This window comes from Aeromonas sp. 159 (assembly GCF_963862045.1).
Taxonomy (GTDB): Bacteria; Pseudomonadota; Gammaproteobacteria; order Enterobacterales; family Aeromonadaceae; genus Aeromonas; species Aeromonas veronii.
This window is the reverse complement of sequence record NZ_CAWLMI010000029.1, coordinates 1-24,164: the sequence shown is the minus strand read 5'-3', so window position 1 is coordinate 24,164 and position 24,164 is coordinate 1. Positions and strand designations below refer to the sequence as shown.

Genomic DNA, 24,164 nt, shown 5'->3' with positions numbered 1-24,164 from the left:
TTATCATGTGGCTCGTCTGATCGCCCAACCGCTCCAGCCAGGCCAGCCGATAGGCAAGATTGGCCTGCATCCAGAGGATGCCGAGCAGGAGAAACAGCCACCGCCAGGCACGGCAACATGCAAGGGGGATCAGCAGGGACAGCAACAGGCCCCCCCATGCGAGTGAAGGTAACCATGGCCAGAGCAGTGAGGAGCTTGCCCCCAGGGCAAACGACAACAGACGCAGATCCATGGAGCAAGTATTTAGCAAGGTTTCAATATGCCCAAACGACTCATTAAACGCTGGATGCCCGATCAGCAAACCCTGAAAGAACACAAGCACCTGCGGCTGTTCGGCAAACTGCTGCTCGATGCCAACCTCTGGCACCTCAACCGCCGCTCGGCCGCCGGGGCATTTGCGGTGGGCCTCTTCATGGCCTGGGTGCCGCTCCCCTGCCAGATGCTGTTGGCCGCCGGTGGCGCCATCCTGTGCCGGGTCAATCTGCCGCTCTCGGTGGCGCTGGTCTGGCTCTCCAACCCCTTTACCATGCCGCCCCTGCTCTATGGCGCCTATCTGGTGGGTTGCCAGTTGCTGGGACATTCGGCGCAGCAGATAGAGATTGAATTCACCTGGGAGTGGCTGGTCTCGGTACTGGGCACAGTGGCACCGCCGCTGTTGCTGGGCTCGCTCATCCTGGCCCTGCTCAGTTCTCTTATCGGTTACACCCTGATCCGCACCTTCTGGCGGATCAGCACGGTGCGCCAGTGGCAAAAACGCAAGATGGCCCGCCCATGCTGAGTCGCTGGTTTGCCCGCTTCAAGCTAGATCCCGATACCCTGCGCCAGCAGAAGTGGTTTGCCCTGTTTGGTGAGCGACTGCTTGCCCCAGCCCTCTGGCAAGGGGGCACCCGCGCCCTGAGCGGCGCGGTGGCGGCCGGGCTCTTCGCCTGCTGGTTCCCAATCCCGATGCACTCGCTCATCGCAGTCGGTCTGGCGCTGGCATTCAGCCTCAACCTGCCGCTGGCACTGCTGGCGGTCTGGTTCAACAATCCGCTGACCCTGCCGTTCATGTATCTCTACGCCTATCGCACCGGTTGTCTGGTACTGCACCAGACGCCGGAGCCTTTCCACCTCAGCTGGCCCCTGCACTGGCTGGAGCAGGAGGCTGCCACCCTGGTGCCTCCCTTCCTGCTCGGCAGCCTGCTGCTGGCGGTACTCACCGCCCTGAGCGGCGGCGCCCTGACCGCGCTGCTGTTGCAACTGCGCAAGCTGTGGCAAGGTGCCCGCCACCAGTGAGTCCCCCTTACAATTGTTTGACGATCAGCCGTTGGTGTCTAGTCCTGAAATTGGTTTACACATATTCAACTAGCATTTCTCTACTCAGAATCCCCTATGTACCGCATCGGGGGTTCTGTATTTCAACGCATGATGCGGCCGCACCTCGTTGTAAATATCCACAGCTTCACGCACCATTTCCCGCGCTTGCGTCAAATCCTGCGGGCTTTGCAACAATAACTCTCCTTTCAACATCCCGTTCACCCGCTCCGCCAACGCATTCTGGTAACAGTCATACCCATCCGTCAGACGGGACAAGCAGAAACAAAAAGCCCCTCATCTTGCACGCACAAGGGAGAGGGGCAAACAGGCACAGAAATAAAACGGTTACTCGGCGGTGGCCATCTGCCAGGTTTTGAAGCCGCCGGAGAGATTCTTCACTTTAAAGCCGTGCTGGCTCAGCAGGCGGCAAGCGACGTGACCACGCAGCCCGACCTGACAGCAGATCAGCAGCTCTTTCTCTTTGGGCAGCTCATGGAGGCGGCCACGCAACTCGTCGAGGGGGATATGCAGCGCCCCCGGAATGCGGCCCAGCTTGTCGAGCTCCGGGCCATTGCGCACATCCACCACCAGCTGATGGGGGTTACGAGCCTGCACCTCGGCCACGTGGCAGAGCAGGGTGTCCCCCTTCAGGTGGTTGCTTGCCACAAAGCCCGCCATGTTGATCACATCCTTGGCCGACCCGAACGGCGGCGCATAGGTGAGCTCCAGATCCTGCAGGTCAAACACGGTGAGACCGGCGCGTTGGGCCACTGCCAGCACGTCGATGCGCTTGTCGATGCCATCCTTGCCGATGGCCTGGGCACCGTAAATCTTGCCATCCGGGGCAAACAGCAGCTTGAGGCTGACCGGATGGGCACCCGGGTAGTAACCGGCGTGGCTGCCCGGGTGGACATAAACCTTCTCGAACGGCAATCCCAGTTGCACCAGTCGCTTCTCATTCAGCCCCGTGCTGGCCACCGCCAGATCGAACAGCTTGCAGATGGCGGTCCCTTGCGTTTTCTTGTAGGTTTCGCTTCGGCCCAGCATGTTGTCGGCGGCGATGCGCCCCTGCCGGTTGGCGGGGCCCGCCAGCGGGATCAGCACAGATTCGCCTGTGACGAAGTCAATCTCTTCCACCGCATCCCCCACCGCGTAGATGAAGGGATCCGAGGTACGCATCCCGGCATCCACCTTGATGCCGCCCCGTGGGCCCAGCTCCAGCCCCGCTTTGGCGGCGAGCAGAGTTTCCGGCTTGACGCCGATGGCGAGGATCAAGAGACCGGTATCAAGATGGGAACCGTCATTGAGGGTCAGGCGCAGGCCACCGCTTTTGGCGGTCGGCACGGCGGAGGTCTTCTCGGCAGGCAGATCCAGACTCTCGATGGCGGTGAGGCCGGTGCGCAGGCGCAGGTCGATCCCCTCTTCCCGGATGCGGGCATGGAGCATGTTGGCCATCTCCTTGTCCACCGGCGCCATCACCTGATCGGCCAGCTCCAGCAGGGTGACATCCAGCTTGCGCTGATGCAGCGCCTCCATCATCTCCAGCCCGATAAAGCCGCCGCCCACCACAGTGACGTGGCGCGGCTGATCGTGATGCAGAGCAGCCAGAATGCGATCCATGTCCGGGATGTTGCGCAGGGTATAAACATGGGGGCTGTCGATACCGGGGAAAGGAGGACGGATCGGCGCCGCCCCCGGGCTCAGCAGCAGCACATCGTAATGCTCGCGCTGCTCTTCACCGGTTTGCAGGTTGCGCACCAGCAAGGTCTTGCCCGCCTTGTCGATCTCAATCACATCGTGAAAGACCCGCACATCGACGTTGAAACGGCGCTTGAAACTCTGGGGAGTCTGCAGCAGCAAGGCATCCCGGTCGGGGATATCGCCCCCGATGTGATAGGGCAGACCGCAGTTGGCGAAGCTGACAAACTCGCCCCGCTCGAACATCACGATCTCTGCCTCTTCACTCAAACGACGAGCACGAGCCGCCGCCGATGCGCCCCCCGCGACACCACCGATAATCAGGATCCGTTTCATCTGCAAGACTCCTCATACATGATAATGGGCAATAAATTAGACTTTTCTAATTTAGAATTCAATGAAATTTTGTTTCGCACCATTTTGCAGTATTCTTGCAACCCCGACGGTTGCTTAACAGGATGTTGTTTGTTCATGTCGTCTACCGCACTCAGTCATCTTCCTCCTGCCCTCCAGACGCCGCTCTTTTTCCGTCTGGATCTGCGCAGTCAACGGCTGGTCGCCCTGACCGACGTGATGCAAACCCCGCTCTACTGGCTCGACGAACCGCGTGCCCCCTGGCCTGCCCAGCTACCCGATGCCCTGCGCCTGCCCATCGAACAACTGCTGGCTAACGGCCATGGCGGCAAGATCACAGTGCGCTTTGCCAGCCAGTTGTGGCATATCGCCCTCGCTCACGAGCAGGATGGCTTCTGGCTCATCTGTCTGCAGAACCTTCGCCAGGAGCCCATCGCCGATCTGGCATTGCAACTGCCGCGCCTCAGCCAGATGGCGAGCCAGCAACAGTATGCGCCCCTGCTCGAGGCCCTTAAAGAGAGTTTGGGGGCCGATCGGCTCATCCTCTGGCACTATCAGGCCAACGGCGATCTCGGCAGCGAGCAACTCACCCCGGTGTTCACCCTGGGGGTCGAGGCGCTCTACCCCATTCGTGGTGACAGCCGCTATATCCGCGCCCTGCGTACCCGCAAATCGTTGAGTTTCTCGGAAGCGGCCCACCAGCCGATGCTGAGCAATCACCTCTATCTGACCAGTGCCGGTGTGCGCTCACGCCTCGATGGTGCCTTGCTGGAGCAGGACAAGCTGTTCGGGGTGCTGAGTCTGGAGTATCTCGATCCCACCCCGCTTAGCGAGGATATGTTGCAGCTGGTGCGCAGCAGCGCCCAGCTGCTCGGCCACTGGCAACCGCAACCGGAAGAGCACCGCGCCGAGCTGGCCCTCCCGCCCGAACTGCACCAGCAGACCGGCATCGACTACTGCAAGACGCTGGTAAGCTGGGCCATGAGCGCCAGCGGTGCCCGGGTGGGCTGGATCGGCGAGTTTCAGCCCCGCGGTCAGGATCTCTGGATCATCCCCCGCTGCGTCATCAACGAGGAGATCTGCTCCACCCTCAAGCCCATCCAGCTCGACCCAGGCCCCGCTCAGGAGCTGTTCCAGCATGGTCAGGCCATCTATGTGGAAGATCTGCCCGTGCGCTATCCCAAGGCGACCCGGCTGCTGGCCCTCAACGCCAGCGCCTACATCGGCATTCCGCTCCATGGCCAGAGCGGCGCCCCCATTGGCCAGATCACCCTGCTGCTCGATACTCCCCTTGAGGAGCCCGAGCAGCTGCTGGATCTGTTGAGCAGCCAGCACGAGCGGGCCGCCATCGAACTCAAGCGCCTCGCCACCGACGATACCCTGCGACTGGCCGAGGTAGCCTTTAATACCCACGATGGGCTGATCGTGATGGATCACAACGGCATCATCCTCAAGGTCAACCACTCCTTCAGCCGGATCACCGGATTTGGCGAGGTAGAGGTGATCGGTCACTCCATTCGCAAGCTGCGCCCCACCTACTACGGGGATCATCTCAAGGAGGATGTCAGCCGCACCGTCAACGAGCAGGAGTTCTGGCTCGGGGAAGAGCGCTGCCTGCACAAGGATGGTCACCTCTTTCCGGTACGCTTGATGGTGAACGGCGTCAAGGATGAGCAAGGGGAGCTCAGCCACTTTATCTGCAGCTTCTACGACATCACCCAGGAAAAAGAGGCGGCCAGACATATCGAGCAGCTCGCCTACTACGACGATCTCTGCGGTCTGCACAACCGGCGCAGCCTCAACCATATTTTGCAGCAGACCCTGAGCGCCTCCAACGGCCAGTGGGGCGCCCTGCTGCTGGTGGATCTCGACAACTTCAAGTCGATAAACGACTCCCTTGGTCACGCCTGCGGCGATCTGCTGCTGCAGGCCGTGGTGCAACGTTTCAGGGAGCTGCCCCAGGACAATCTGGTACAGGCGCGCATCTCGGGGGATGAGTTTGCCCTGCTCTTTACCCAGCTCGGACAAGGGGAAGTCACCGCCAAAATTCTGGCAGAGCACTTCGCCCGCGAGCTGATGGGGCTGTTTCGCACCCCGTTCGACATCGGCGATCACAAACTGCACTGCAGCGCCTCGGTGGGGATCAGCCTCTTCTCCGGCAACGAGACGGATCATCTGGTCCTGATGCAACAGGCCGACACCGCAACCCACATGGCCAAGCGCGCCGGTCAGGGCCACTACGTCTTCTTTACCGAGGCGATGGCCCAGCATGAGAAGAACCGGCTGACCCTCACCAATGAGCTGCGCGATGCCCTGCGTCACCACGAGCTGCAACTCCACTACCAACCGCAATACCGGGTCGACAATGGCTCGCTGTCGGGTATCGAGGCGCTGCTGCGCTGGCAGCGCAGCGACGGCACCATGGTGCCACCCGGGGAGTTTATCCCCATCGCCGAAGAGACCAGCCTGATCCTCGAGATCGGCTACTGGGTGATGAAGACCGCCTGTGCCCAATACAGCTTCTGGCTCAACCGTGGCCTGCAGATCCCCCATCTGTCGGTCAACGTCAGTGCCCGCCAGTTCCACACCCAGGGCTTCGTGCAACAGGTGGAGTATATCTTGCGCGACACCGGTGTGCCCCCCTCCCGCCTGCTGCTGGAGGTGACCGAATCGGTAGTATTGGAGAATCGGCAGGAGAGTATTGCCAGAATGCGCCAGCTCAAGGAGCTCGGCATCCTCATCTCCATCGATGACTTCGGCACCGGCTACTCGTCGCTGGCCTATCTGCGGGATCTGCCCGCCGACGAGGTGAAACTGGACAGAAGCTTCATTCAGACCCTGGTACACAGCGAACAGGACAGAGCCATCGTCAAGGCGATACTCGATCTGGCCCAGGTCTTTCGTTTTACCGTCACCGCCGAAGGGGTGGAAGAGGAGGCGCAGCTGGCCATCCTCAAAGCACTGGGATGCCAGCATTATCAAGGGTTTCTCACCAGTCGGCCGCTCACCGTCAAGGGGCTGGAGCAGCTGCTTGGCAGCCGGGCGCCGGACTAAAGGTGTAGGATCAATAGGGGTTTATGTAATAAAATAACGGCCTGCTCGAATCGTTGGAGTTGTTTATGTCTGTCATTAATCGGATCCCTGCCGTTGAAATCAGCCAGCCAGCCGGAGCTCACGGCACCGTTGGCCGGATCCATTCCGTCGAAACCTGCGGCACTGTCGATGGCCCGGGAATACGCTTTATCGTATTCATGCAAGGCTGCCTGATGCGCTGCAAGTACTGCCACAACCGCGATACCTGGGATACCGAAGGTGGCCGCGAAGTGACCGTACCGGAGTTGATGAGTGACATCACCAGCTATCGCCACTTCATGAATGCCTCCGGCGGTGGTGTGACAGCGTCCGGCGGTGAAGCCATGCTGCAACCCGCTTTCATTACCGAACTCTTTACCGCCTGCAAAGAGAAAGGGATCCACACCTGTCTCGACACCAACGGCTTCGTCCGTCATCTCGACGAACAGGTGGACAAGCTGCTCGACCAGACCGATCTGGTACTGCTCGACATCAAACAGATCAATGACGAGAAACACATTCCGCTGACCCACGTCAGCAACAGATACACCCTGGAGTTTGCCCGCTATCTGGCAGCCAAAGGCAAGACCATGTGGATCCGCTACGTGGTGGTACCGACCTGGAGCGATGACGACGAGAGCGCCGAAGGGCTGGGTCAGTTTATCGCCGAGCTGGGCGAGAGCGTGGAGAAGGTGGAGCTGCTCCCCTACCATGAGCTCGGCAAACACAAGTGGGATGTGCTGGGCGACCCGTACGAGCTGAGCGGGATCAAGCCCCCCAGCAAGGAGACCATGGAACGGGTCAAGGGCATCCTCGGCAAGTACCACAACAACGTCAAATATTGATGGTAAAAGCAGGCTGACTCGTCAGCCTGCTCTGCTATGGGGCGGTCGGGAAGGCCGCCCGGACTCTACTGCATGAATGGACGACAAGATGAGTGAAGGACAACTCGCCGCCCTCCTGATCTGGCTGGTACTGCTGGCCTTCAGCCTGCGCCGCTCCCTGTGGCAGACCCTCCGTGACAACCCCCTCTATCAGCACCTGTTGCTGGGTAGTGCCATCGCGCTGGTGCCGCTCTGGTATCTAAGGGCCGGTCTGCATGAGGGGCTAGAGGTCCATTTTCTCGGGCTAACCTCCCTCACCCTGCTGCTGGGCTGGCGGCTGGCGTTGCTAGCCCCCTGTCTGACCCTGCTGGTGCTCGGTTACTTCGGCGTCACCAATCTGGCCGATTTTGGCTGGCAGGCACTGGTTGGCATCGCCCTGCCGGTGGCCACCAGCTGGCTGCTGTTTCTGGCCAGCTGGGCCTGGCTGCCGCGCCATCTCTTTGTCTATATCTTCGTGGCCGCCTTTCTCGGCGGCGCCACCACCATCTCGGTCAAGGTGGCCGCCAGTGCGTTGCTGATGGGGCTAAGTCACAGCTACCCCTGGCACACCATCACGGCGGATTACCTCTCCATCTGGCCACTACTGCTGTTCCCCGAAGCTCTGCTCAACGGCATGGCGATGACGGTGCTGGCCATCTACCGCCCTCACTGGGTCAATACCTTCTTCGACCGCACCTATCTGGGCAAGTAACGCTCTCTTTCCTGATCTGCGCCCATAAAAAAGGAGAGGCCATCGCCTCTCCTTTTGGTATTCAACATGTTGCCAAATCCCGGCTTAGTGCAGCTTCAGGGTCGGGCGCAGTACCCGGTTGATGCGACCCACCAGCATGATGAGGCCGGTCTTGACGTAGCCGTGCAGGGCGATCTGGTGCATCCGGTAGAGGGAGATGTAGACCAGACGGGCGATGTAGCCCTCCACCATCATGGAGCCGCGCATCAGGTTGCCCATCAGGCTGCCCACGGTGGAGAAGCGGCTGAGGGAGACCAGCGAACCGTGGTCGTGGTAGAGGTAGGGCTTCATCTCGCCGCCGTTCATCTTGGCCAGGATGTTCTTGAACGCCTGGCTGGCCATCTGGTGGGCAGACTGGGCGCGCGGCGGCACGAACTTGCCATCCGGCTGCGGGCAGGCTGCGCAGTCACCGATAACGAAGATGTTCTCATCACGGGTAGTCTGCAGGGTCTCTTTCACCACCAGCTGGTTGATGCGGTTGGTCTCAAGACCGGCGATATCCTTCATGAAGTCAGGCGCCTTGATACCGGCCGCCCACACCATCAGGTCCGCTTCAATCAGCTCGCCATCCTTGGTGTGCAGACCGTCGCTGGTCGCTTCGGTGATCATGGTGGCGGTACGCACGTCCACACCCAGCTTGACCAGCTCCTGATGGGCGGCGCCGCTGATGCGCTCCGGCAGAGCCGGCAGAATGCGCGGGCCCGCTTCCACCAGGGTCACCTTCAGGCTGTCGGTGGTGAGGTTCTTGAAGCCGTAGGCGTAGAGCTGCTCGACCGCGTTGTAGAGCTCGGCAGAGAGCTCGACGCCGGTTGCGCCGCCGCCAACGATGGCAATCTTCACCTTGTCGCCCGGCTTATATTCGGTGGCGAACTGCAGGAAGCGGTTCATCATGCTGTTGTGGAAACGGTGCGCCTGGGAGGGGCTATCGAGAAAAATACAGTGATCCTTGATGCCCTTGGTGTTGAAGTCGTTGGAGACAGAACCGATGGCCATCACCAGATAGTCGTAGGGCAGTTCGCGCTCGTTGACCACGATGTCGCCATTGTCGTCGTGGATCGGGGCCAGCACGATGCGTTTATCGTCACGCTTGATGTCGGTCAGGGTGCCGAGCTGGAAGTCGAAACCGTGGTTCTTGGCGTGAGACTGGTAGCTCAGAGCATCGATGCCCGCGTCCATGGAGCCGGTGGCCACTTCGTGCAGCAGGGGTTTCCACAGGTGGGTGCGGTTGCGATCGACCAGAGTGATCTTGGCCTTGTTCTTCTTGCCAAGCTTGCGGCCCAGACTGGTGGCCAGCTCCAGGCCACCGGCGCCGCCGCCTACAACGACAATATTCATCATGATGATTTTCCTCGGTTCCTTAAAACGAAAGGGAGCCATTGGCTCCCTAAAACGAAATCGGTCGACGTGATGGATCAGGCTTCTTTGAAGGCCTTCATCCGCTGCAGATGATGCGAGATATTTTTGAACTTATGAGTCTCGCGCTCATCCCACACGATGTCGTAATAGTTCTTCAATTCACGTTCAGTGTCCCGATTATCGCGCACTTCATCCTGAACGGAAAGGATACACAGGCAGTTTCCTGAATTTTTCTTACGAAATTCAGTTACACACTTGGTACCGATATCGTCATATTCTTCCGGCCGGTCGATCTTGCCCTGCATGTTTTCTTCCGGATGGAGATTGGGGTTGAAGATCACCTGGCGAATGCCGCACAGAAAGCCGATCCGCTCGCTCCAGTAGCCACCAAGACCCACGCCGCAGATCAGCGGTTTGGGATCGGTACTCATATCGAGCTGTTTTTTCACTTCCTTGAGCAGATGGCTCATATCATGACGGGGGTGAACCGTGCTGTAGTGCACGAAACGCACATCATCATCAATAAACTGCAACTGCAGCACTTTCTCGTGATTGCCGGGGCTGGTGGCATCAAAGCCATGCAGATAGATGATCATGGATAAGACCTCAGGATCTGTGTCGGTTTTATCGAAACTACCCCAGCGGCGGCCCCGTGCGCCACCAAAACATCCAACTTTCTTGCTTTGGATCACGCCCCCGCCCCCGATTGCGCCCTGCGGCCCGCGAGCGCCGTCACATACAAAGGGGCGCATTGCGGGCAACCCTCTGGTGCCCGGCTATCAAAGTGAGAGCGCCAGACCGATAATGATAAACCTCTTACCAATCTGAGATGCACCCACCTCCTTCCCCTGCCAGCAACCGGACACTTATCTGGTCGGTATGTGACTCATCCCGCAAAAACAAGGCGTTATCACCAAACGTTTTCGCTCATGAGCGGCATTGTGCATGTTTTGTGCACTGCCCCGTGCTGCACCGACTCCCTCTCACTACTGCCGAGGGATCTGGCACCTCTGTTAATACACGAGATCAATGACCGGGAAAGCTGCGGCTTTCACTATCTTGCCTGTAGCAGTTGCGCGGGCTTCAAGGAGTGATCTGTTCATGAACGAGACCAATCCCCCCTCCCCCCGACCGGGTGCGCGCAAGCGCCCGGTGGATGAAGTGGAGCGCATGCTCCCCATGGGCCAACTCTTTACCCTCGGCCTGCAACATGTGCTGGTGATGTACGCCGGCGCCGTGGCGGTGCCGCTGGTGATTGGCGGCAGTCTGGGGCTGCCCAAGGATCAAATCTCCTACCTCATCAGTTCGGATCTCTTCTGCTGCGGCATCGTCACCCTGCTGCAATGTGTCGGGATTGGCCGCTTTGCCGGGATCCGGCTGCCGGTCATCATGTCGGTCACCTTTGCCGCCGTGATGCCCATGCTGGCCATCGGAGCCAACCCGGATCTGGGGCTGACGGGCATCTTCGGCGCCACCATTGCCGCCGGTATCATCTCGACCCTGCTGGTGCCGCTGATAGGTCGGCTGATGCCGCTCTTCCCCACCGTCGTGACCGGGGTGGTTATCACCTCCATCGGGATCAGCATTATGCAGGTGGGGATCGACTGGATGGCGGGGGGCAAGGGCAATCCGGAATATGGCAGCCTGCGCTATATCGGCACCAGCTTTCTGGTGCTCGTCTTTATCCTGCTGGTGACCCGCTTCACCAAGGGCTTTTTCAGCAATATCTCGGTGCTGCTCGGGATCATCTTCGGTTTCGTGGTGGCCATCGCCATGGGCGAAGTGAGCCTCGATGGCCTCGGCGAGGCAGCCTGGTTTGCCCCCATTGTGCCCTTCGCCTTCGGCTGGCCCACCTTCGATCCCATCTCCATCGCCACTCTGACGGTGATCATGCTCATCACCTTTATCGAGTCGATGGGGATGTTTCTGGCCCTTGGCGACATCGTCGGCCATCCGGCCAGGCGCGGTGATATCGTGCGCGGGCTGCGGGTGGATGGCATCGGCACCATTATTGGTGGGATATTCAACAGCTTCCCCCACACCTCCTTCTCCCAGAATATCGGTCTGGTGAGCGTGACCGGAGTATCTAGTCGCTGGGTCTGCGTGATGTCGGGGGGGATCCTGCTCGCCTTTGGCCTCATCCCCAAGATGTCGGTGCTGGTCGCCTCCATCCCGCCCTTCGTGCTGGGGGGCGCCGGTATCGTCATGTTCGGTATGGTGCTGGCCACCGGCATTCGCATCCTGGCGCGCACCGATTACAACAGCAACCGCCACAACCTCTATATCGTCGCCATCAGTCTCGGAATTGGCATGATCCCGACGGTCTCCGGGAATTTTTTCCAGCAGCTTCCGGCGCAGCTACAACCGCTTTTCCATAGCGGTATCCTGCTGGCCACCATCAGTTCGGTGCTACTCAACCTCTTCTTCAACGGCTATCAGCCGGATCTGAGTCACCAGACCCGTCCTCTGTTCGTTGGTCCCATCAAACCACAGCAAGAGCAGGCATAACAAACAGGCCCCCGGACAGCGAGACTGTCCGGGGGCCTGTTGTTCATATCACCGCTGACCCAATCAGGCAGGCAACTGCGCGAAGCGCTCTACCGCCTGCGCTACTTGTGCCAGACTCCCCTGCCAGAAGGCGGCCTCACGGATATCCTGCCCCAAATGCTTGGCTACCAGATCTTCGGCGCTCATCCGGCCGGTATCGCGCAACAAGGCGCGATACGCCTCGGCCACGCCCTCTTCCCCCGCTGCCTTGCGGCTCATCAACTGCTGATAGACCCCGAGGCTGAACAGATAACCAAACAGATAGGGGTAGTTGTAAAAGCCCAGCCCCGCGATGGAGAAGTGCGCCTTGGCCGCCCAGAACATGGGGTGATAGCGGGTCAGGCTCCCCTCATACCAGCGTCCCCATGCCTCGTCGGTCAACGCCTTGAACCGCTCTGCCGGCACATAACCCTGCGCCCGCTCGGCCACCAAGGCCCGCTCGAAATCGAAGCGAGCCGGGATGTTGACCAGGAAGGTGGCTGCGCCGTCGGCCTCGGCCCAGGTGATGGCCATCTGCTCTTCCTGGCTTTGCGCCTGCTCGAACAGGGCGCTGCGCACCAGGGTTTCGGCGAAGATGGAGGCGGTCTCCGCCAGCGTCATGGGGTAGCTGCGCTGACTCATCGGCAGATCGCGGATCACCCAGTTGTGCCAGGCGTGGCCCAGCTCATGGGCCAGGGTAATGACGTTATCCATGGTGCCGGCATAGGTAACGAAGACCCGCGGTTCGACCGGTTCGGCAAACTTGGTGCAGTAGGCGCCGGTGCGGCGATTTGGCGTGGGCGCCGCATCAATCCACCCCTTCTCGGCCATCATGCGGGCAAACGCCCCCATCTCGGGATCGAATCGGCTAAAGGCATCGGCAATCAACTCGATCGCCTCATCAAAAGGAATGTCGCGGCCGCTGGAAGCAGGCGGCGGCGCAAAGAGATCCTCCGGCCCCAGATCGTCGAGACCAAGGCGCTCGGCCATCAGCTCCAGCGCCCGCTGGCCCAACCCACGGGCTTGCCAGGTTTCGCTCATCAGGGCATCGAGGGTGGCACGCTCGATATGGCTCTGATGGCAGGAGAGATCCAGCGCATCGAGCACACGGGTGTTGCCACGCTGACGGGCCAGCTCCAGCCGCCAGCCGTTGAGGGCATTGAGGATAGCGGCAACCGTCTCCTGCTCACCTTCCCAACCGGCGCTGATGGCATCGAACGCCTCAAGGCGCAGGGCACGCACCGGACTGGAGAGCAGATTGCTCGCCTCGGCCAGCCCCATCTCGCGGCCATCAATGGTCAAGCGGATCTTGCCCACCAGATCGTTGTAGAGGTTGCCCCAGGCGTGCAGACCATCGGTGCCCAGACCAATCACCAGTTGCTCCGCCTCCACCGGCAGGCGCTGATCCTGCAAACGACGCTCGTGGCGCAGGCGGTACGCCTCTTCACCGAGCAGCGGATCCCTCATCAGCGCGGCAAATTCCTCTTCCGGCAACGCCAGCATCAGATCTTCCACCGGCGCCAGCGTCTTGAACAGATCGGCGTTGAGGGCGCGAGCGCGGGACGCCAGCTGTTTGGCCTGCGGATCCCGCGCATCCTGACTGCCACGGCAGGCGGCCAGAATGGCGACGTTCCAGCCGATATGACGAATATCACGGGCGCGCAGCCGCACTTCCCGCAAGAAATCCAGCAGTGCAGCGTCATCACCGCGCACCATGTCCAGACCCGCCATATAGCTGGTCAGCTCCTCCAGCGCGTGGCGGGCTGCGCGCATGTCCGCTTCCAGCTCGGGGCTGTCGAGGCCCGGGTAGATATGGTCGTTATTCCACTGTTGTTGATACATAGCTTCTCGCAAAGACCTTTATCGGGAGGCGCAACAGACCTGCGGGCAGCAAGTCCGAAACCGGGCAACCCGAAGGCCAAAAAATGAAGAGAGGAAAAGAGAGACAATGGCCCGCAAGCTCGCTTATCCCTTGGCCGGGGCAAGACGGCTCACCAGCGTCATCACGGCAACCAGCAGCAGACCCGCCACCACACCGGCCACGGCGTTGAGCAGAGTCGGCGTCACCGCCGCCAGTACAGCCCCCACTGTGGGCAGGGTGGCAACAACAGCGGCTGCGCCTTCAATCAGGTGATGGGCAAAAGGCCAGCCATGCACCAGAATGCCACCGCCCACCATAAACATGGCAATGGTGCCGACCAGTGCCAGCAGGTGCATCAGGCGCGGCGCCGTCACCAACAGTCCCTGCCCCACCGCGCGGCGCAGGGCGCTGCCATCAGGTTTTTGCAGCAAATGCAGGCCGATGTCATCGAGCTTGACGATCAGCCCCACCAACCCGTAGACCCCGATGGTCATCAGCAGGGCGATGCCAGCGACCACCGAGAGCTGCAGCGCGAGGCTTGCTCCCTGTACCGTGCCAAGGGCGATGACGATGATCTCGGCAGAGAGAATAAAATCGGTGCGGATCGCTCCCTTCACCTTCTGCTGCTCAAACGCGGCCAAATCATCGGGAATAGGAGCAGTGTGTGCCTCCCCCTCACTCGCCTCATGGGGCAGAAACTTGTGGGCCAGCTTCTCGGCCCCCTCAAAGCAGAGGTAAGCGCCTCCCAGCATCAAGAGAGGCGTGATAAGCCAGGGCACCAGGGCACTGATGGCGATGGCGGCGGGCACCAGAATCAGCTTGTTGCGAAATGACCCCTTGGCCACCGCCCACACCACCGGCAACTCCCGCTCGGCGCGCACCCCGGAGACCTGCTCCGCGTTGAGGGCCAGATCATCACCCAACACCCCGGCGGTCTTCTTGGCCGCCATCTTGGTCATCAGCGCCACGTCATCAAGCACGCTGGCGATATCATCGAGCAGGGCCAATAAACTGGTTCCGGCCATATCAAAGATTCCTTATATCAGTGAGAACAACCCCCGGGAGAGAGGTGTACGTCCCGATAACCACCAAGGTCAACAGGACCACCTCATGGCGATCGCAGGCCATCATCGGCCGAGCCAAAAATCCGGCGCTCGCCATCGGGGGTTACGTCTTTCGGGCAAAAGATGGCACAGTGTAACGAGAAGCCGCCGTTTCGGCAGCACCCCTGAGCCATTTGTTCCTGGTTCCCTCTGAATCACCTCAAGGAGTTCCCATGCAACCCTGGCAACCTCTGATCGATTTCTGGTTTGGCGACGAGGCCGATGATGTCCTGCGGGCCACACGGCAAGCCCCGCTCTGGTGGGGGAAAAGCAGCGAAACGGATGCCCTGCTGGCCAAGCAATTTGGCGCGCAAGCAGAGGCGGCCGCCAACGGGGAGCTGGCCGACTGGGCCGATCTGCACCACGGCAGGCTGGCGCTGATCCTGCTGCTCGACCAGCTGCCCCGCAATATCCATCGCGGCACGCCTGCGGCCTTTGCCCAGGATCCGCTGGCAAGGGATCTCTGCCTGAAAGGGCTATCCATCGGGGCGGACAAATCCCTCTCACCACTGGAGCGGGTCTTCTTCTATCTGCCACTGGAACATGCCGAATCCCGCGAACAACAGGCCAGAAGTGTGGCCCTGTTCGAGGCACTCACTGCCGAGCAGGCTGGCACACCGGCGCAGGCGACCTTTGCCGGATTTGCCGACTTTGCCCGTCGTCATCAGGTGATCATCGAACGCTTTGGCCGCTTTCCCCACCGCAACGACATTCTGGGTCGCACCAGCACACCGGAAGAGGCGGCATTTTTGCAGCAACCGGGCTCAGGCTTCTAAACAGGCCATATAAAAAATCCCCGCCAGCTGGCGGGGATTGCGGATGGATAACAACTCTCGGCGTTACTGAATGCGATAGCGGGATATCTGCTGGTGGATGCTCTCGGTGGTGACATTGAGCTCCTCGGCCGCAGCCGAGGTCTCCTCCGCTGTGCTGCTGGTTTGCTGCACGACCTGAGCAATCTGCTCAACCTGATGGGCGATCGACTCGGCGGCCGAACTCTGCTCGCGGATGGCATTAGTGATCTCGCCCACCTGATCCATCACCCGGTGCGACGCACTGCGGATCTCGGCAATAATGGCGCCACTCTCGGTCGCCATGGTGACCCCCTGACTCACCTTCTCCTCCACCAGATGCATGCGGGAGACCGTATTGTTCGACTCCTGCTGGATCGCCTCTACCGTGGCGGAGATCTCCTGGGTGGATTGCGCCGTCCGCTCTGCCAGTTTGCGCACCTCATCCGCCACCACCGCAAAGCCACGGCCGGACTCCCCGGCCCTCGCCGCTTCAATGGCCGCGTTCAAGGCCAGCAAGTTGGTCTGCCCCGCGACATCACGGATCACGTTGACCACACCGCCAATGCGCGAAATGCCCTCACCCAGCGCAATGACCTCGGCCGAGACCTGCCGAATGGAGTCGGCGATCTCGTTGATGGCATGAACGGTGCGCTCGATGGTCCCGCCCCCTTCGGTCGCCAGTTGCCCCGACTCGTTGGTGATGCGGCTCGTCTCCTGAGTACGCTGGGAGATATCGGTGATGCTGACCGTCATCTCTTCCACACCGGCGGCTATCAGACTGGTGGCATCATTGGCCTGACTGGCCGAGCTGGCCAGGTGTTGCGCTGCCTGAGAGAGGGATTCGGCAGTGCTCTTGATCTGCAAGCTGCCTACGGAAAATTCGGTAAATGTCTGTTGCAGCGTATCGAGCAGCCGGTTGACCGCATTGAGGGTCAGACCAATCTCATCCTGCTGTTTCACATCTGCTCTCAGGGTAAAGTTGAGGTCGCGCTGGATCCGGGTCAGGATATCCATGGCAGTGCGAAGGGGATTGGCCACCTGATTGAACAACCAGACAAACAACCCCAACGTCAGCACTGTGGTACCACCGGCGATAAACAACAGGGTTTGCAGGCTGTTGTCGTAGTTCTCCTGACCCTGCTTCTTGAGCGCCAGTCCCAAATCCATATTGAAGTTGACGTGAAGCTCGATTGCCTTGGCAAACTGCTGGAACAATCCGTATGCCTCTCCCGACAGCATGTCTCTGGCTTCATCGTTCTTGTTTTGGCGGGAGAGCTGCAGAACATTGTCTATCTCCTGATAATATTGCGCGACAATACGTTGATCATCGTCGGTCAGGCGCCGATCTTCATCATTGGAGAGCATCTCGGCTTTGTATTTGTCGAGCAGTGAAGTGATCTGTCCCTGTATCTCGGTGATACCCGTTTCGATCTGCTGCATCCTGCTTGAGTCGGTATTGAGCACATGTGTCTGCACCAGCGAGTGCAATTCATAGAAATCAGCCTGCACTTCCTTAATCAGCGAAATACTGGGCACCGTATTGTCCGTCACATAGCCTAAATCCCGGTTGGCCGAATCGAGGCGGTTGATACTGAACCAGCTGAGAAAAATGAGCGCAAGGATAACCAGCAGGGCTATCAGTTGCAGTCGGCGAGCAATATTCATAACCGTACACTCCAGATGGAAACTATCTAGCAGTGTAGACGAGCCATAAACAACAACGGCCCGCATTGGCGGGCCGTTGTTGTTTATTTTTCATGGCGTTGTGATCAGGCTTTGGCTGGCTCACTCTCGCCCAGCGCGACGGTTTCACCCAGACTGTCTTCGGTCTTGGCGACCACGCTGGCGGCGATGGCGTTGCCCAGCACGTTGGTGGCTGAGCGGCCCATGTCGAGGAAGTGGTCGATCCCCAGCAGCAGCAGGATGCCCGCTTCCGGAATATGGAACTGGTTCAGGGTAGCGGCAATCACCACCAGAGAGGCGCGCGGCACCCCGGCCATCCCCTTGGAGGTGACCATCAGCAGCAGCAGCATGGTGATCTGCTGGGCCATGGAGAGCTCGATGCCATACGCCTGGGCGATGAACATCACCGCGAAGGTGCAGTACATCATGGAGCCGTCGAGGTTGAAGGAGTAACCCATCGGCAGCACGAAGCTGGCGATGCGCTTGTCACAACCGAACTTCTCCAGACGATCCAGGGTCTTCGGATAAGCCGCTTCGGAGCTGGCGGTCGAGAAGGCGAGCAGGATGGGTTCGCGGATCATCGCCAACAGCTTGATGACGCGACCACGCAGGAAGACGCTGCCCATGGCGATCAGCAGCAGCCAGAGACAGGCCAGCGCAATATAGAACTGAGCCATAAAGCTGCCGTAGGTAACCAGAATACCCAGCCCCTCTTTGGCCACCATGGCGGCGATGGCGCCAAACACCGCGAACGGCGCAAAGTTCATCACATAACCGGTCACTTTCAGCATGATCTCGGCAGCGCTGGCCATCAGCACCACTACCGGCTTGGCCAGATCGCCGAGCGCGGCGGCAGCCAGACCGAAGAAGAGGGAGAAGACCACGATCTGCAGGATCTCGTTGGTGGCCATCGCCTCGACCACGCTCTTGGGAATGGCGTGGGTCACGAAATCTTTCAGGGTAATGGCACCGGCAGCAATGCCCGAGCTGGCGGTGTCATTGGGCAGGGAGAGCGAAAGCCCCACACCCGGCTGCATCAGGGTCACCATCACCAGACCCAGGCTCAGGGACATCAGGGAGGCCAGCATGAACCAGCCGAGGGTCTTGGCACCGATACGCCCCACGGTGCGGGTGTCGCCCATCTTGGCGATACCGACCACCAGGGTGGTGAAGACCAGGGGAGCGATGATCATCTTGATCAGTCGCAGGAAGATATCGGTCAGGATCGTGATGTTATTGGCGAAATCCGCAGCCTGATCTGCGGCAAACATCCGATAGCCCTGGCCGGTGAGGATGCCAAACATCATGGAGATGAGGATGGCGACCGTCAGTTTATTCATTTTCATGGGGGAGTCCCGGTTTTGATTGGTGCAAGCCGTAAACAGTGGCGTGGGAGCCACTACAGTCCGTTTTTGTGATCCGAGCCGTTGATTCCTGGCGGCTGGTATGCTGGGAGAATGCCTAAAAGCAGGGGGTAAATCTAGAGGCTTTATCCAGAATTTTATCCTGTCATTAGGTGTATGTGATATGGATCTTGCAAACCACCAATATTAATCACTGTTTATTTTGATTTCGGCGAGATATTTCGCATTCAGAGTTCGCTCATCGAGTGCCCGTGGCAACAGGCGAAAAGTGAGCAGCGCCGAGATGGTATGCTGCACCTGCATCTGGGCCATAAAGAGATCAGGTTCATCTTCGTCAAAGCCGAAGATCGGCCGTGATGGGGTCACCCTGACGGCATCGCGGTTAATGGTCAGCTCATCGACCTTGAGCCAGGAGTAACCCTCTGCCAATGCCAGCTCCCCTGCCCGCTTGAGCACATATTTGCGGGCGGTCTCCCTGTCCACCAGATCGTTGCCGACAAACTCCAGTTGCCACTTGTCCGGGCCAAGCCGGGTCTGGGAAAAACCGGTCTGGCCGTTCCAGAATGACTTTTCACTCTCGTAAGGGGTGGCGCAGCCCAGCAGCAGCAGGGTGAGCATCAGCAGACAACAGGGTTTAGATACGGATGCAGACACGAGAGGCCTCGCCAGGCAAATGAGCAACAGAGTCGTTACTACACCATAAAGCGCGGTGGCTGCACAATCCGCTCGCGCCAACAGCGACCAGCGTGCATCACCACTGGCTTCGCGCCTGTGCGGCAAATCGCAGGCAAAAGAAAAGGCCTTGTCGTTTGACAAGGCCTTTACCGGGGAATTTGGTCGGTGTGAGAGGATTCGAACCTCCGACCCTCTACACCCCATGCAGATGCGCTACCTGGCTGCGCTACACACCGACGGAGTCAGCTCGGCTGACGGGGGCAGAGTTTATGGAGATGACCCTGCCCTGTCAACAGGGAAACGCCGCCAATTCCTCGGCCACGGTGCGTTCGCCTGCTTTGCGAACAATCAACGGTTAAAGGTCAGCCGCTTGCCCAGGATCTGGTCAGTCACCTGCCCGTTTTGCCAGGCGATCTGGCCGTTCACCAGCGTCATCTCCACCGTGCTGTGGAAGCGGTAGCCGTTGAAGGGCGACCAGCCACAGTGGTAGAGGATGTTGTCATCGTTGACCACATAGGGCTTGCCCAGATCCAGCAGCACCAGATCGGCGAAGTAGCCCTCGCGGATATAACCGCGATCCTGCACCTGGAAGCGCTCGGCCACCGCATGGGAGGTCTTCTTGACGATGGTCTCCAGGGTAAACACGCCGTTGTGGTAGAGCTCCAGCAACGCCTGCAAAGAGTGCTGCACCAGCGGCACACCGGACGGCGCCTTGAAGTAGCTGTTCTGCTTCTCTTCCCAAGTGTGGGGGGCGTGGTCGGTGGCGATGATGTCGAGCACATCGTTGCGTACCGCATCCAGCAGCGCCTGCTGGTCGGAGGCACTCTTCACAGCAGGGTTGCACTTGATCAGGCTGCCCTGGGTCTCGTAATCGGCTTCATTGAAGAACAGATGGTGAACGCACACCTCGGCGGTGATGTTCTTGTCCTTCAGCTCGCTCAGGTCATGGCTGGCGGTAAAGAGCGACAGCTCCTTGGCCGAGGTCAGATGCAGCACGTGCAGCTTGGCACCGTACTGCTTGGCCAACGCCACCGCCATGCTGGAGGATTTGTAGCACGCTTCGTCGCTGCGAATGCGGCCGTGCTCGCCCATCGGCACATTCTCGCCCCACTTGGCCCGTGCCGCCTCTTCCGCCTTGGCGATGGTCGGGGTGTCTTCGCAGTGGGTCACGATCATCACCGGGCTCTCGCGGAAGATGGCCGCCAGGGTCTCCTGATTGTCCACCAGCATGTTGCCGGTCGAGGAGCCCATAAACACCTTGACCCCGCAGGACTGCTTGGGGTCGAGACGTTTGATCTCTGCAAGGTTGTCGTTGGTGGCACCGAGATAGAAGCTGTAGTTGGCGACGGAGGTGTTGGCGGCGATCTGGTATTTGGCTTCGAGGGCGTCGAGGGTGGTGGTCTGGGGATTGACGTTGGGCATTTCCATGAAACTGGTGGTGCCACCGGCGACGGCGGCGCGGGATTCGCTGGCGATAGTCCCCTTGTGGGTCAATCCCGGCTCCCGGAAGTGGACCTGATCATCGATCATTCCGGGGATGAGATGACGACCTGCGGCATCGATCACCAGCGCATCGGGCGCCTCGATATCCGGGGCGATGCGGGCAATCCGTTCCCCCTCGATCAACACATCGGAGGCATAGATACGGCCTTCGTTGACCAGGGTGGCATTCTTGATAAGCAGTTTGTTCATGGGGGGTTCCAGTTCCTTTGCCGATAATCGCGGGTCATAATAGCGCAAAACTGCCCTTTCTCTGTAGCAAGGCCTGACTGATGAAGTTATTTGTAAGAGATTTGACCGTGATCGACTCCAGCTACCTGTGCGAACGCCGCGGCATGGTGGGCGAGAGCTGGCTGGTAGATATCGAAATGAGCGGTGAGCTCAACGAAATGAGCATGCTGCTGGACTTTGGCCGGGTAAAGAAGCTGATCAAGTCGATCATCGATGAAGAGGTGGACCACAAGCTGCTGGTGCCGACCGAGTGCCCGCTGATCCACGTCGAGACACTGGATGGTGACGAAAGCACAGTGGATCTGCTGCGCTCGGGTCGCTCCATCCATCTGCGCTGTCCATCCCAGGGCTTTGCCTTTATCCCGGCCCCGCAAGTTGATAAAGAGTCGGTGACCCGCTACCTGCTGACGGTACTGGCAAAACGGCTGCCGGGCAATATCAAGGATCTCTCCCTGACCCTGCGTCAGGAGGCGATCACCGGTGCCTTCTACCACTACAGCCATGGCCTGAAAAAGCACGATGGCAACTGCCAGCGCATCGCCCACGGCCACCGCTCTCCCATCGAGATCCACGTCGATGGCGAGCGCGACCAGGAGCTTGAGCTCAACTGGGCCGAACGCTGGGGTGATATCTACCTCGGCACCGAAGAGGACATGGTGGCACTGACCGAGCTCGCTTTGAGCCCTCGCGCCAATGCCCAGCTTGGCGAGCATCACTGCGGCTTCAAATATGTGGCGCCGCAAGGGCTGTTCCAGCTGGCCATCCCCAGCGCCGAGGTGGAGATGATCGACACCGACACCACGGTTGAGCTGCTGGCCTGCTATATCGCCCGCGAAGTGAAGAAGATGGTGGGCGACAAGTTCGTCAAGATTGTCGCCTATGAAGGGGTCGGCAAGGGCGCGATTGCCTACGCCTGATCCCCTTGTCGCAGCCGCAATAAAGAGAAGGCCCCGCATCTGCGGGGCCTTCTCTATTTCAACATGCAACCATCAGGCGCTGAGGCGGAAGCGCTTGACCAGGCTCTCCTGCTGCTCGGCGAGGGAGTCCAGCTGCTGGCTGGTCTCGGCTACCCGCTCGATCCCCTGATAGTTGAGATCCGAGATATCGGAGATGCGGTTGAGGTTGGTGGCGATATCGGCGCTGGTGGCCTGTTGCTGCTCGGCGGCAGAGGCGATCTGGCTCGACATGTCGCTGATCAGCACCACAATCCCCTGCACCTCCTCCATGGCGTTGTTGGCGTGAGAGCTCTGATCCACGCAACTGTCCATCTCGCGGGAGCACTCCTGCATCACGGTCACCGCCTTGGCGACTCCCTGCTGCAGGTTTTCGATCATGGTCTGGATCTCGCTGGTGGATTGGGCGGTGCGGCCCGCCAGACTGCGTACCTCATCCGCAACCACCGCAAATCCGCGCCCCTGCTCGCCGGCCCGCGCCGCTTCGATGGCGGCGTTGAGGGCCAGCAGGTTGGTCTGCTCGGCGATGCCGCGAATGACATCGAGGATATTGCCGATCTGGCTGCTCATGGCGCTCACATCGCCAATCACCTTGCCGGTCTGTTGCAGTTTGCCCGCCAGTTGATGAGTGGTGGTGATATTGCCTGCCATCACCTTTCGCCCCATCTCGGAGGCCTTCTCCACATCCTGCACCCGCTCCAGGGTCTGGTTGGCGGCCTGCGCCACTTCCCGCACCGAGGCCTCCATCTGGGTCATGGCGGCGGCGACCGAGGCGGTCTCCTGCCGCTGTTTCTCCAGATCCGCCCGCACCGATTCGGTGGTATGGCGGTTACCGTGGGCGGCATCGTTAAGCTGGGCCGACGCCTGCGAAAGCTGCGCCAGCACCTCCCCCATCTGGGCAATCAGCAGGTTGATCTGGCTGCCCAGCTGGCCGAATTCGTTCTTGCTGCGAAAACCGATGCGCTGGGTCATGTCGCCCTGGGTCACTTCGGTCAGCACCCGCAGCAACTCCCTGAGCGGACGGCGAATGGCCTTGCCCAGGGTATAAGCCACCAGCATGGCGATCAGGATGGCGACTACGATGCTGGTTCCCTGTGTCAGGGTGCTCTGGCTCTGTGTGGCTTTGGCGTGCTGAATGCTTTGACTCATCAGCTGCTGACTCTGGCCGGTGATCCGCTCAAGCTGGTTCTGGATCTCGACGATGAGAGCGCTAGCCTGCTTGCTCTTCTCCCGCATCTGTTCCTGCTGCTTCATCAGCGCCAGATACTGGGAGAGCACGCCTTCACTTGCGGTGGTGTCGCGCACAAATCCGTGAACATAGTGGCCCATGTCGTTCTCGAAGTTCTTCAGCTCCCCCTGCAGATCCTTGATGGTGCTGTTGAACCCCTCGATCTGCATCTTGTTGCGCTTGAGTGCCCCTTCGATTGGGGCCGGAATGGTCTGATTGAGGGCGTCCATGGTGGAGAGTTCGATGGCGGAAAGCTTGGTGGTCAGGGTCTCGGAGAGCATCTTGATAAAGCTGTCGTCGATGGTGACCATCATGTCACCCAGACTCTTCTTGAACTGGGGCAGACTGACCTGAAACTGCCCCTTGGCCAGATTGACCTTGTGCAGTCGGGTGAGCAGCGCCTCATGTTCGCCGGGCAGGGTATCGGTCAGTTGCAGGTAGCTGTCGACCTGCTGGCTGAGGCTGCTCATCTCCCCTTGCAGTTCGGGGTGGTGGGCCACCTGCTGGCGCAAGACGTCGAGGCTCTTGCCCACCGCGGCCTTGGCCTGTTTCAGTTCGGCCACTTCGGCCGGCAGCTGTTTGGGATCCTGCTCGGTGAGCACATCCCCCAGCCACTTGTTGGCGCTGAGCAGGGTGATCTGGGTCTGACTGCTGGCAATCACCAGCGGCATAGACTGCTGGGTAACCTGCTCCAGCGCGTTCCCCAGAGTCTCCTGACTACGAAATGTGAGCAGTGAACTGGCCACCATCACGGCCACCAGGATCGCGAAGCCAAGGTAGACTCGCTGCAAGATGGAGAGATCCGACATTGTTTGTTTCATTATTGTCCCGCTGTATATGCAAAAGTCCCTTGCCT

Annotated in this window: 18 protein-coding genes, 1 tRNA gene and 2 pseudogenes; 8 read left to right on the top strand and 13 right to left on the bottom strand. The window is 59.9% G+C overall.

Features of this window, described 5'->3' with window-relative positions:
- Positions 1–232 (bottom strand): annotated as a pseudogene (locus tag AACR14_RS05810) (DNA internalization-related competence protein ComEC/Rec2); the annotation flags it as partial.
- 27 nt (positions 233–259) lie between these two features.
- Here AACR14_RS05810 and AACR14_RS05805 point away from each other — a divergent pair.
- Together AACR14_RS05805 and AACR14_RS05800 are read left to right on the top strand one after the other, a co-directional pair.
- Positions 260–778 (top strand): DUF2062 domain-containing protein, encoded by a 519-nt coding sequence (locus tag AACR14_RS05805; protein WP_005350890.1) that lies wholly within the window; start codon positions 260–262, stop codon positions 776–778.
- Positions 772–1,275, top strand: coding sequence for a DUF2062 domain-containing protein (locus AACR14_RS05800; RefSeq protein ID WP_019445496.1), 504 nt, complete (start codon positions 772–774; stop codon positions 1,273–1,275). Before AACR14_RS05805 ends, AACR14_RS05800 begins: the two co-directional genes overlap by 7 nt.
- Before the next feature lie 84 nt (positions 1,276–1,359).
- On the opposite strand, the pseudogene AACR14_RS05795 reads toward AACR14_RS05800, so the two are convergent.
- Both AACR14_RS05795 and AACR14_RS05790 read right to left on the bottom strand, forming a co-directional pair.
- A pseudogene (locus tag AACR14_RS05795) lies at positions 1,360–1,563 on the bottom strand (integrase core domain-containing protein); the annotation flags it as partial.
- Between the two features lie 78 nt (positions 1,564–1,641).
- On the bottom strand, positions 1,642–3,330 hold the full coding sequence (locus AACR14_RS05790) for an FAD-dependent oxidoreductase (RefSeq protein ID WP_019445495.1): 1,689 nt from the start codon (positions 3,328–3,330) through the stop codon (positions 1,642–1,644).
- Between the two features lie 135 nt (positions 3,331–3,465).
- On the opposite strand from AACR14_RS05790, the gene AACR14_RS05785 reads away from it, so the two are divergent.
- The 3 genes from AACR14_RS05785 (at position 3,466) to AACR14_RS05775 (ending at position 7,995) form a co-directional block, all read left to right on the top strand.
- Positions 3,466–6,402, top strand: a complete 2,937-nt coding sequence (locus tag AACR14_RS05785) for a sensor domain-containing phosphodiesterase (RefSeq protein ID WP_019445494.1) — start codon at positions 3,466–3,468, stop codon at positions 6,400–6,402.
- Positions 6,403–6,467: 65 nt separating this feature from the next.
- Positions 6,468–7,265, top strand: coding sequence for a pyruvate formate lyase 1-activating protein (pflA, locus tag AACR14_RS05780; protein ID WP_005333994.1), 798 nt, complete (start codon positions 6,468–6,470; stop codon positions 7,263–7,265).
- A gap of 88 nt (positions 7,266–7,353) precedes the next feature.
- Positions 7,354–7,995, top strand: coding sequence for an energy-coupling factor ABC transporter permease (locus tag AACR14_RS05775; RefSeq protein WP_026034947.1), 642 nt, complete (start codon positions 7,354–7,356; stop codon positions 7,993–7,995).
- Positions 7,996–8,079: 84 nt separating this feature from the next.
- On the opposite strand, the gene AACR14_RS05770 is transcribed toward AACR14_RS05775, so the two are convergent.
- Both AACR14_RS05770 and ycfP read right to left on the bottom strand, forming a co-directional pair.
- Positions 8,080–9,372, bottom strand: a complete 1,293-nt coding sequence (locus AACR14_RS05770) for an NAD(P)/FAD-dependent oxidoreductase (protein WP_019445491.1) — start codon at positions 9,370–9,372, stop codon at positions 8,080–8,082.
- A gap of 74 nt (positions 9,373–9,446) precedes the next feature.
- On the bottom strand, positions 9,447–9,986 hold the full coding sequence (gene ycfP / locus AACR14_RS05765; protein ID WP_005334000.1) for an alpha/beta hydrolase YcfP: 540 nt from the start codon (positions 9,984–9,986) through the stop codon (positions 9,447–9,449).
- 505 nt (positions 9,987–10,491) lie between these two features.
- Here ycfP and AACR14_RS05760 point away from each other — a divergent pair.
- Positions 10,492–11,898, top strand: coding sequence for a nucleobase:cation symporter-2 family protein (locus AACR14_RS05760; protein WP_019445490.1), 1,407 nt, complete (start codon positions 10,492–10,494; stop codon positions 11,896–11,898).
- 63 nt (positions 11,899–11,961) lie between these two features.
- On the opposite strand, the gene AACR14_RS05755 is transcribed toward AACR14_RS05760, so the two are convergent.
- The gene (locus AACR14_RS05755) at positions 11,962–13,758 is read right to left on the bottom strand and encodes a M3 family oligoendopeptidase (protein ID WP_019445489.1); all 1,797 of its coding nucleotides are present in this window, start codon (positions 13,756–13,758) and stop codon (positions 11,962–11,964) included.
- Positions 13,759–13,881: 123 nt separating this feature from the next.
- Positions 13,882–14,802, bottom strand: coding sequence for a DUF808 domain-containing protein (locus AACR14_RS05750; RefSeq protein WP_019445488.1), 921 nt, complete (start codon positions 14,800–14,802; stop codon positions 13,882–13,884).
- A 251-nt stretch (positions 14,803–15,053) separates the two neighbouring features.
- Here AACR14_RS05750 and AACR14_RS05745 point away from each other — a divergent pair, with 251 nt between their 5' ends.
- Positions 15,054–15,656, top strand: coding sequence for a DUF924 family protein (locus tag AACR14_RS05745; RefSeq protein WP_019445487.1), 603 nt, complete (start codon positions 15,054–15,056; stop codon positions 15,654–15,656).
- A gap of 63 nt (positions 15,657–15,719) precedes the next feature.
- Here AACR14_RS05745 and AACR14_RS05740 read toward each other — a convergent pair whose 3' ends face one another.
- From AACR14_RS05740 to AACR14_RS05720, 5 genes are all read right to left on the bottom strand, one after another.
- Positions 15,720–17,339 (bottom strand): methyl-accepting chemotaxis protein, encoded by a 1,620-nt coding sequence (locus AACR14_RS05740; protein ID WP_019445486.1) that lies wholly within the window; start codon positions 17,337–17,339, stop codon positions 15,720–15,722.
- Between the two features lie 104 nt (positions 17,340–17,443).
- Complete coding sequence (locus AACR14_RS05735; RefSeq protein ID WP_005334018.1) at positions 17,444–18,703, bottom strand: dicarboxylate/amino acid:cation symporter; 1,260 nt, start codon at positions 18,701–18,703, stop codon at positions 17,444–17,446.
- Between the two features lie 204 nt (positions 18,704–18,907).
- The gene (locus AACR14_RS05730; RefSeq protein ID WP_019445485.1) at positions 18,908–19,339 is read right to left on the bottom strand and encodes a CC0125/CC1285 family lipoprotein; all 432 of its coding nucleotides are present in this window, start codon (positions 19,337–19,339) and stop codon (positions 18,908–18,910) included.
- A gap of 216 nt (positions 19,340–19,555) precedes the next feature.
- Positions 19,556–19,632: transfer RNA gene (locus AACR14_RS05725), tRNA-Pro, on the bottom strand.
- Positions 19,633–19,744: 112 nt separating this feature from the next.
- Positions 19,745–21,088: a dihydroorotase gene (locus tag AACR14_RS05720; protein WP_019445484.1), complete on the bottom strand. Its 1,344-nt coding sequence runs from the start codon at positions 21,086–21,088 to the stop codon at positions 19,745–19,747.
- A gap of 80 nt (positions 21,089–21,168) precedes the next feature.
- On the opposite strand from AACR14_RS05720, the gene AACR14_RS05715 reads away from it, so the two are divergent.
- Positions 21,169–22,044, top strand: a complete 876-nt coding sequence (locus tag AACR14_RS05715) for a 6-pyruvoyl trahydropterin synthase family protein (RefSeq protein ID WP_019445483.1) — start codon at positions 21,169–21,171, stop codon at positions 22,042–22,044.
- 72 nt (positions 22,045–22,116) lie between these two features.
- On the opposite strand, the gene AACR14_RS05710 is transcribed toward AACR14_RS05715, so the two are convergent.
- Positions 22,117–24,129, bottom strand: coding sequence for a methyl-accepting chemotaxis protein (locus AACR14_RS05710; protein ID WP_041201843.1), 2,013 nt, complete (start codon positions 24,127–24,129; stop codon positions 22,117–22,119).
- Positions 24,130–24,164 lie beyond the last annotated feature (35 nt).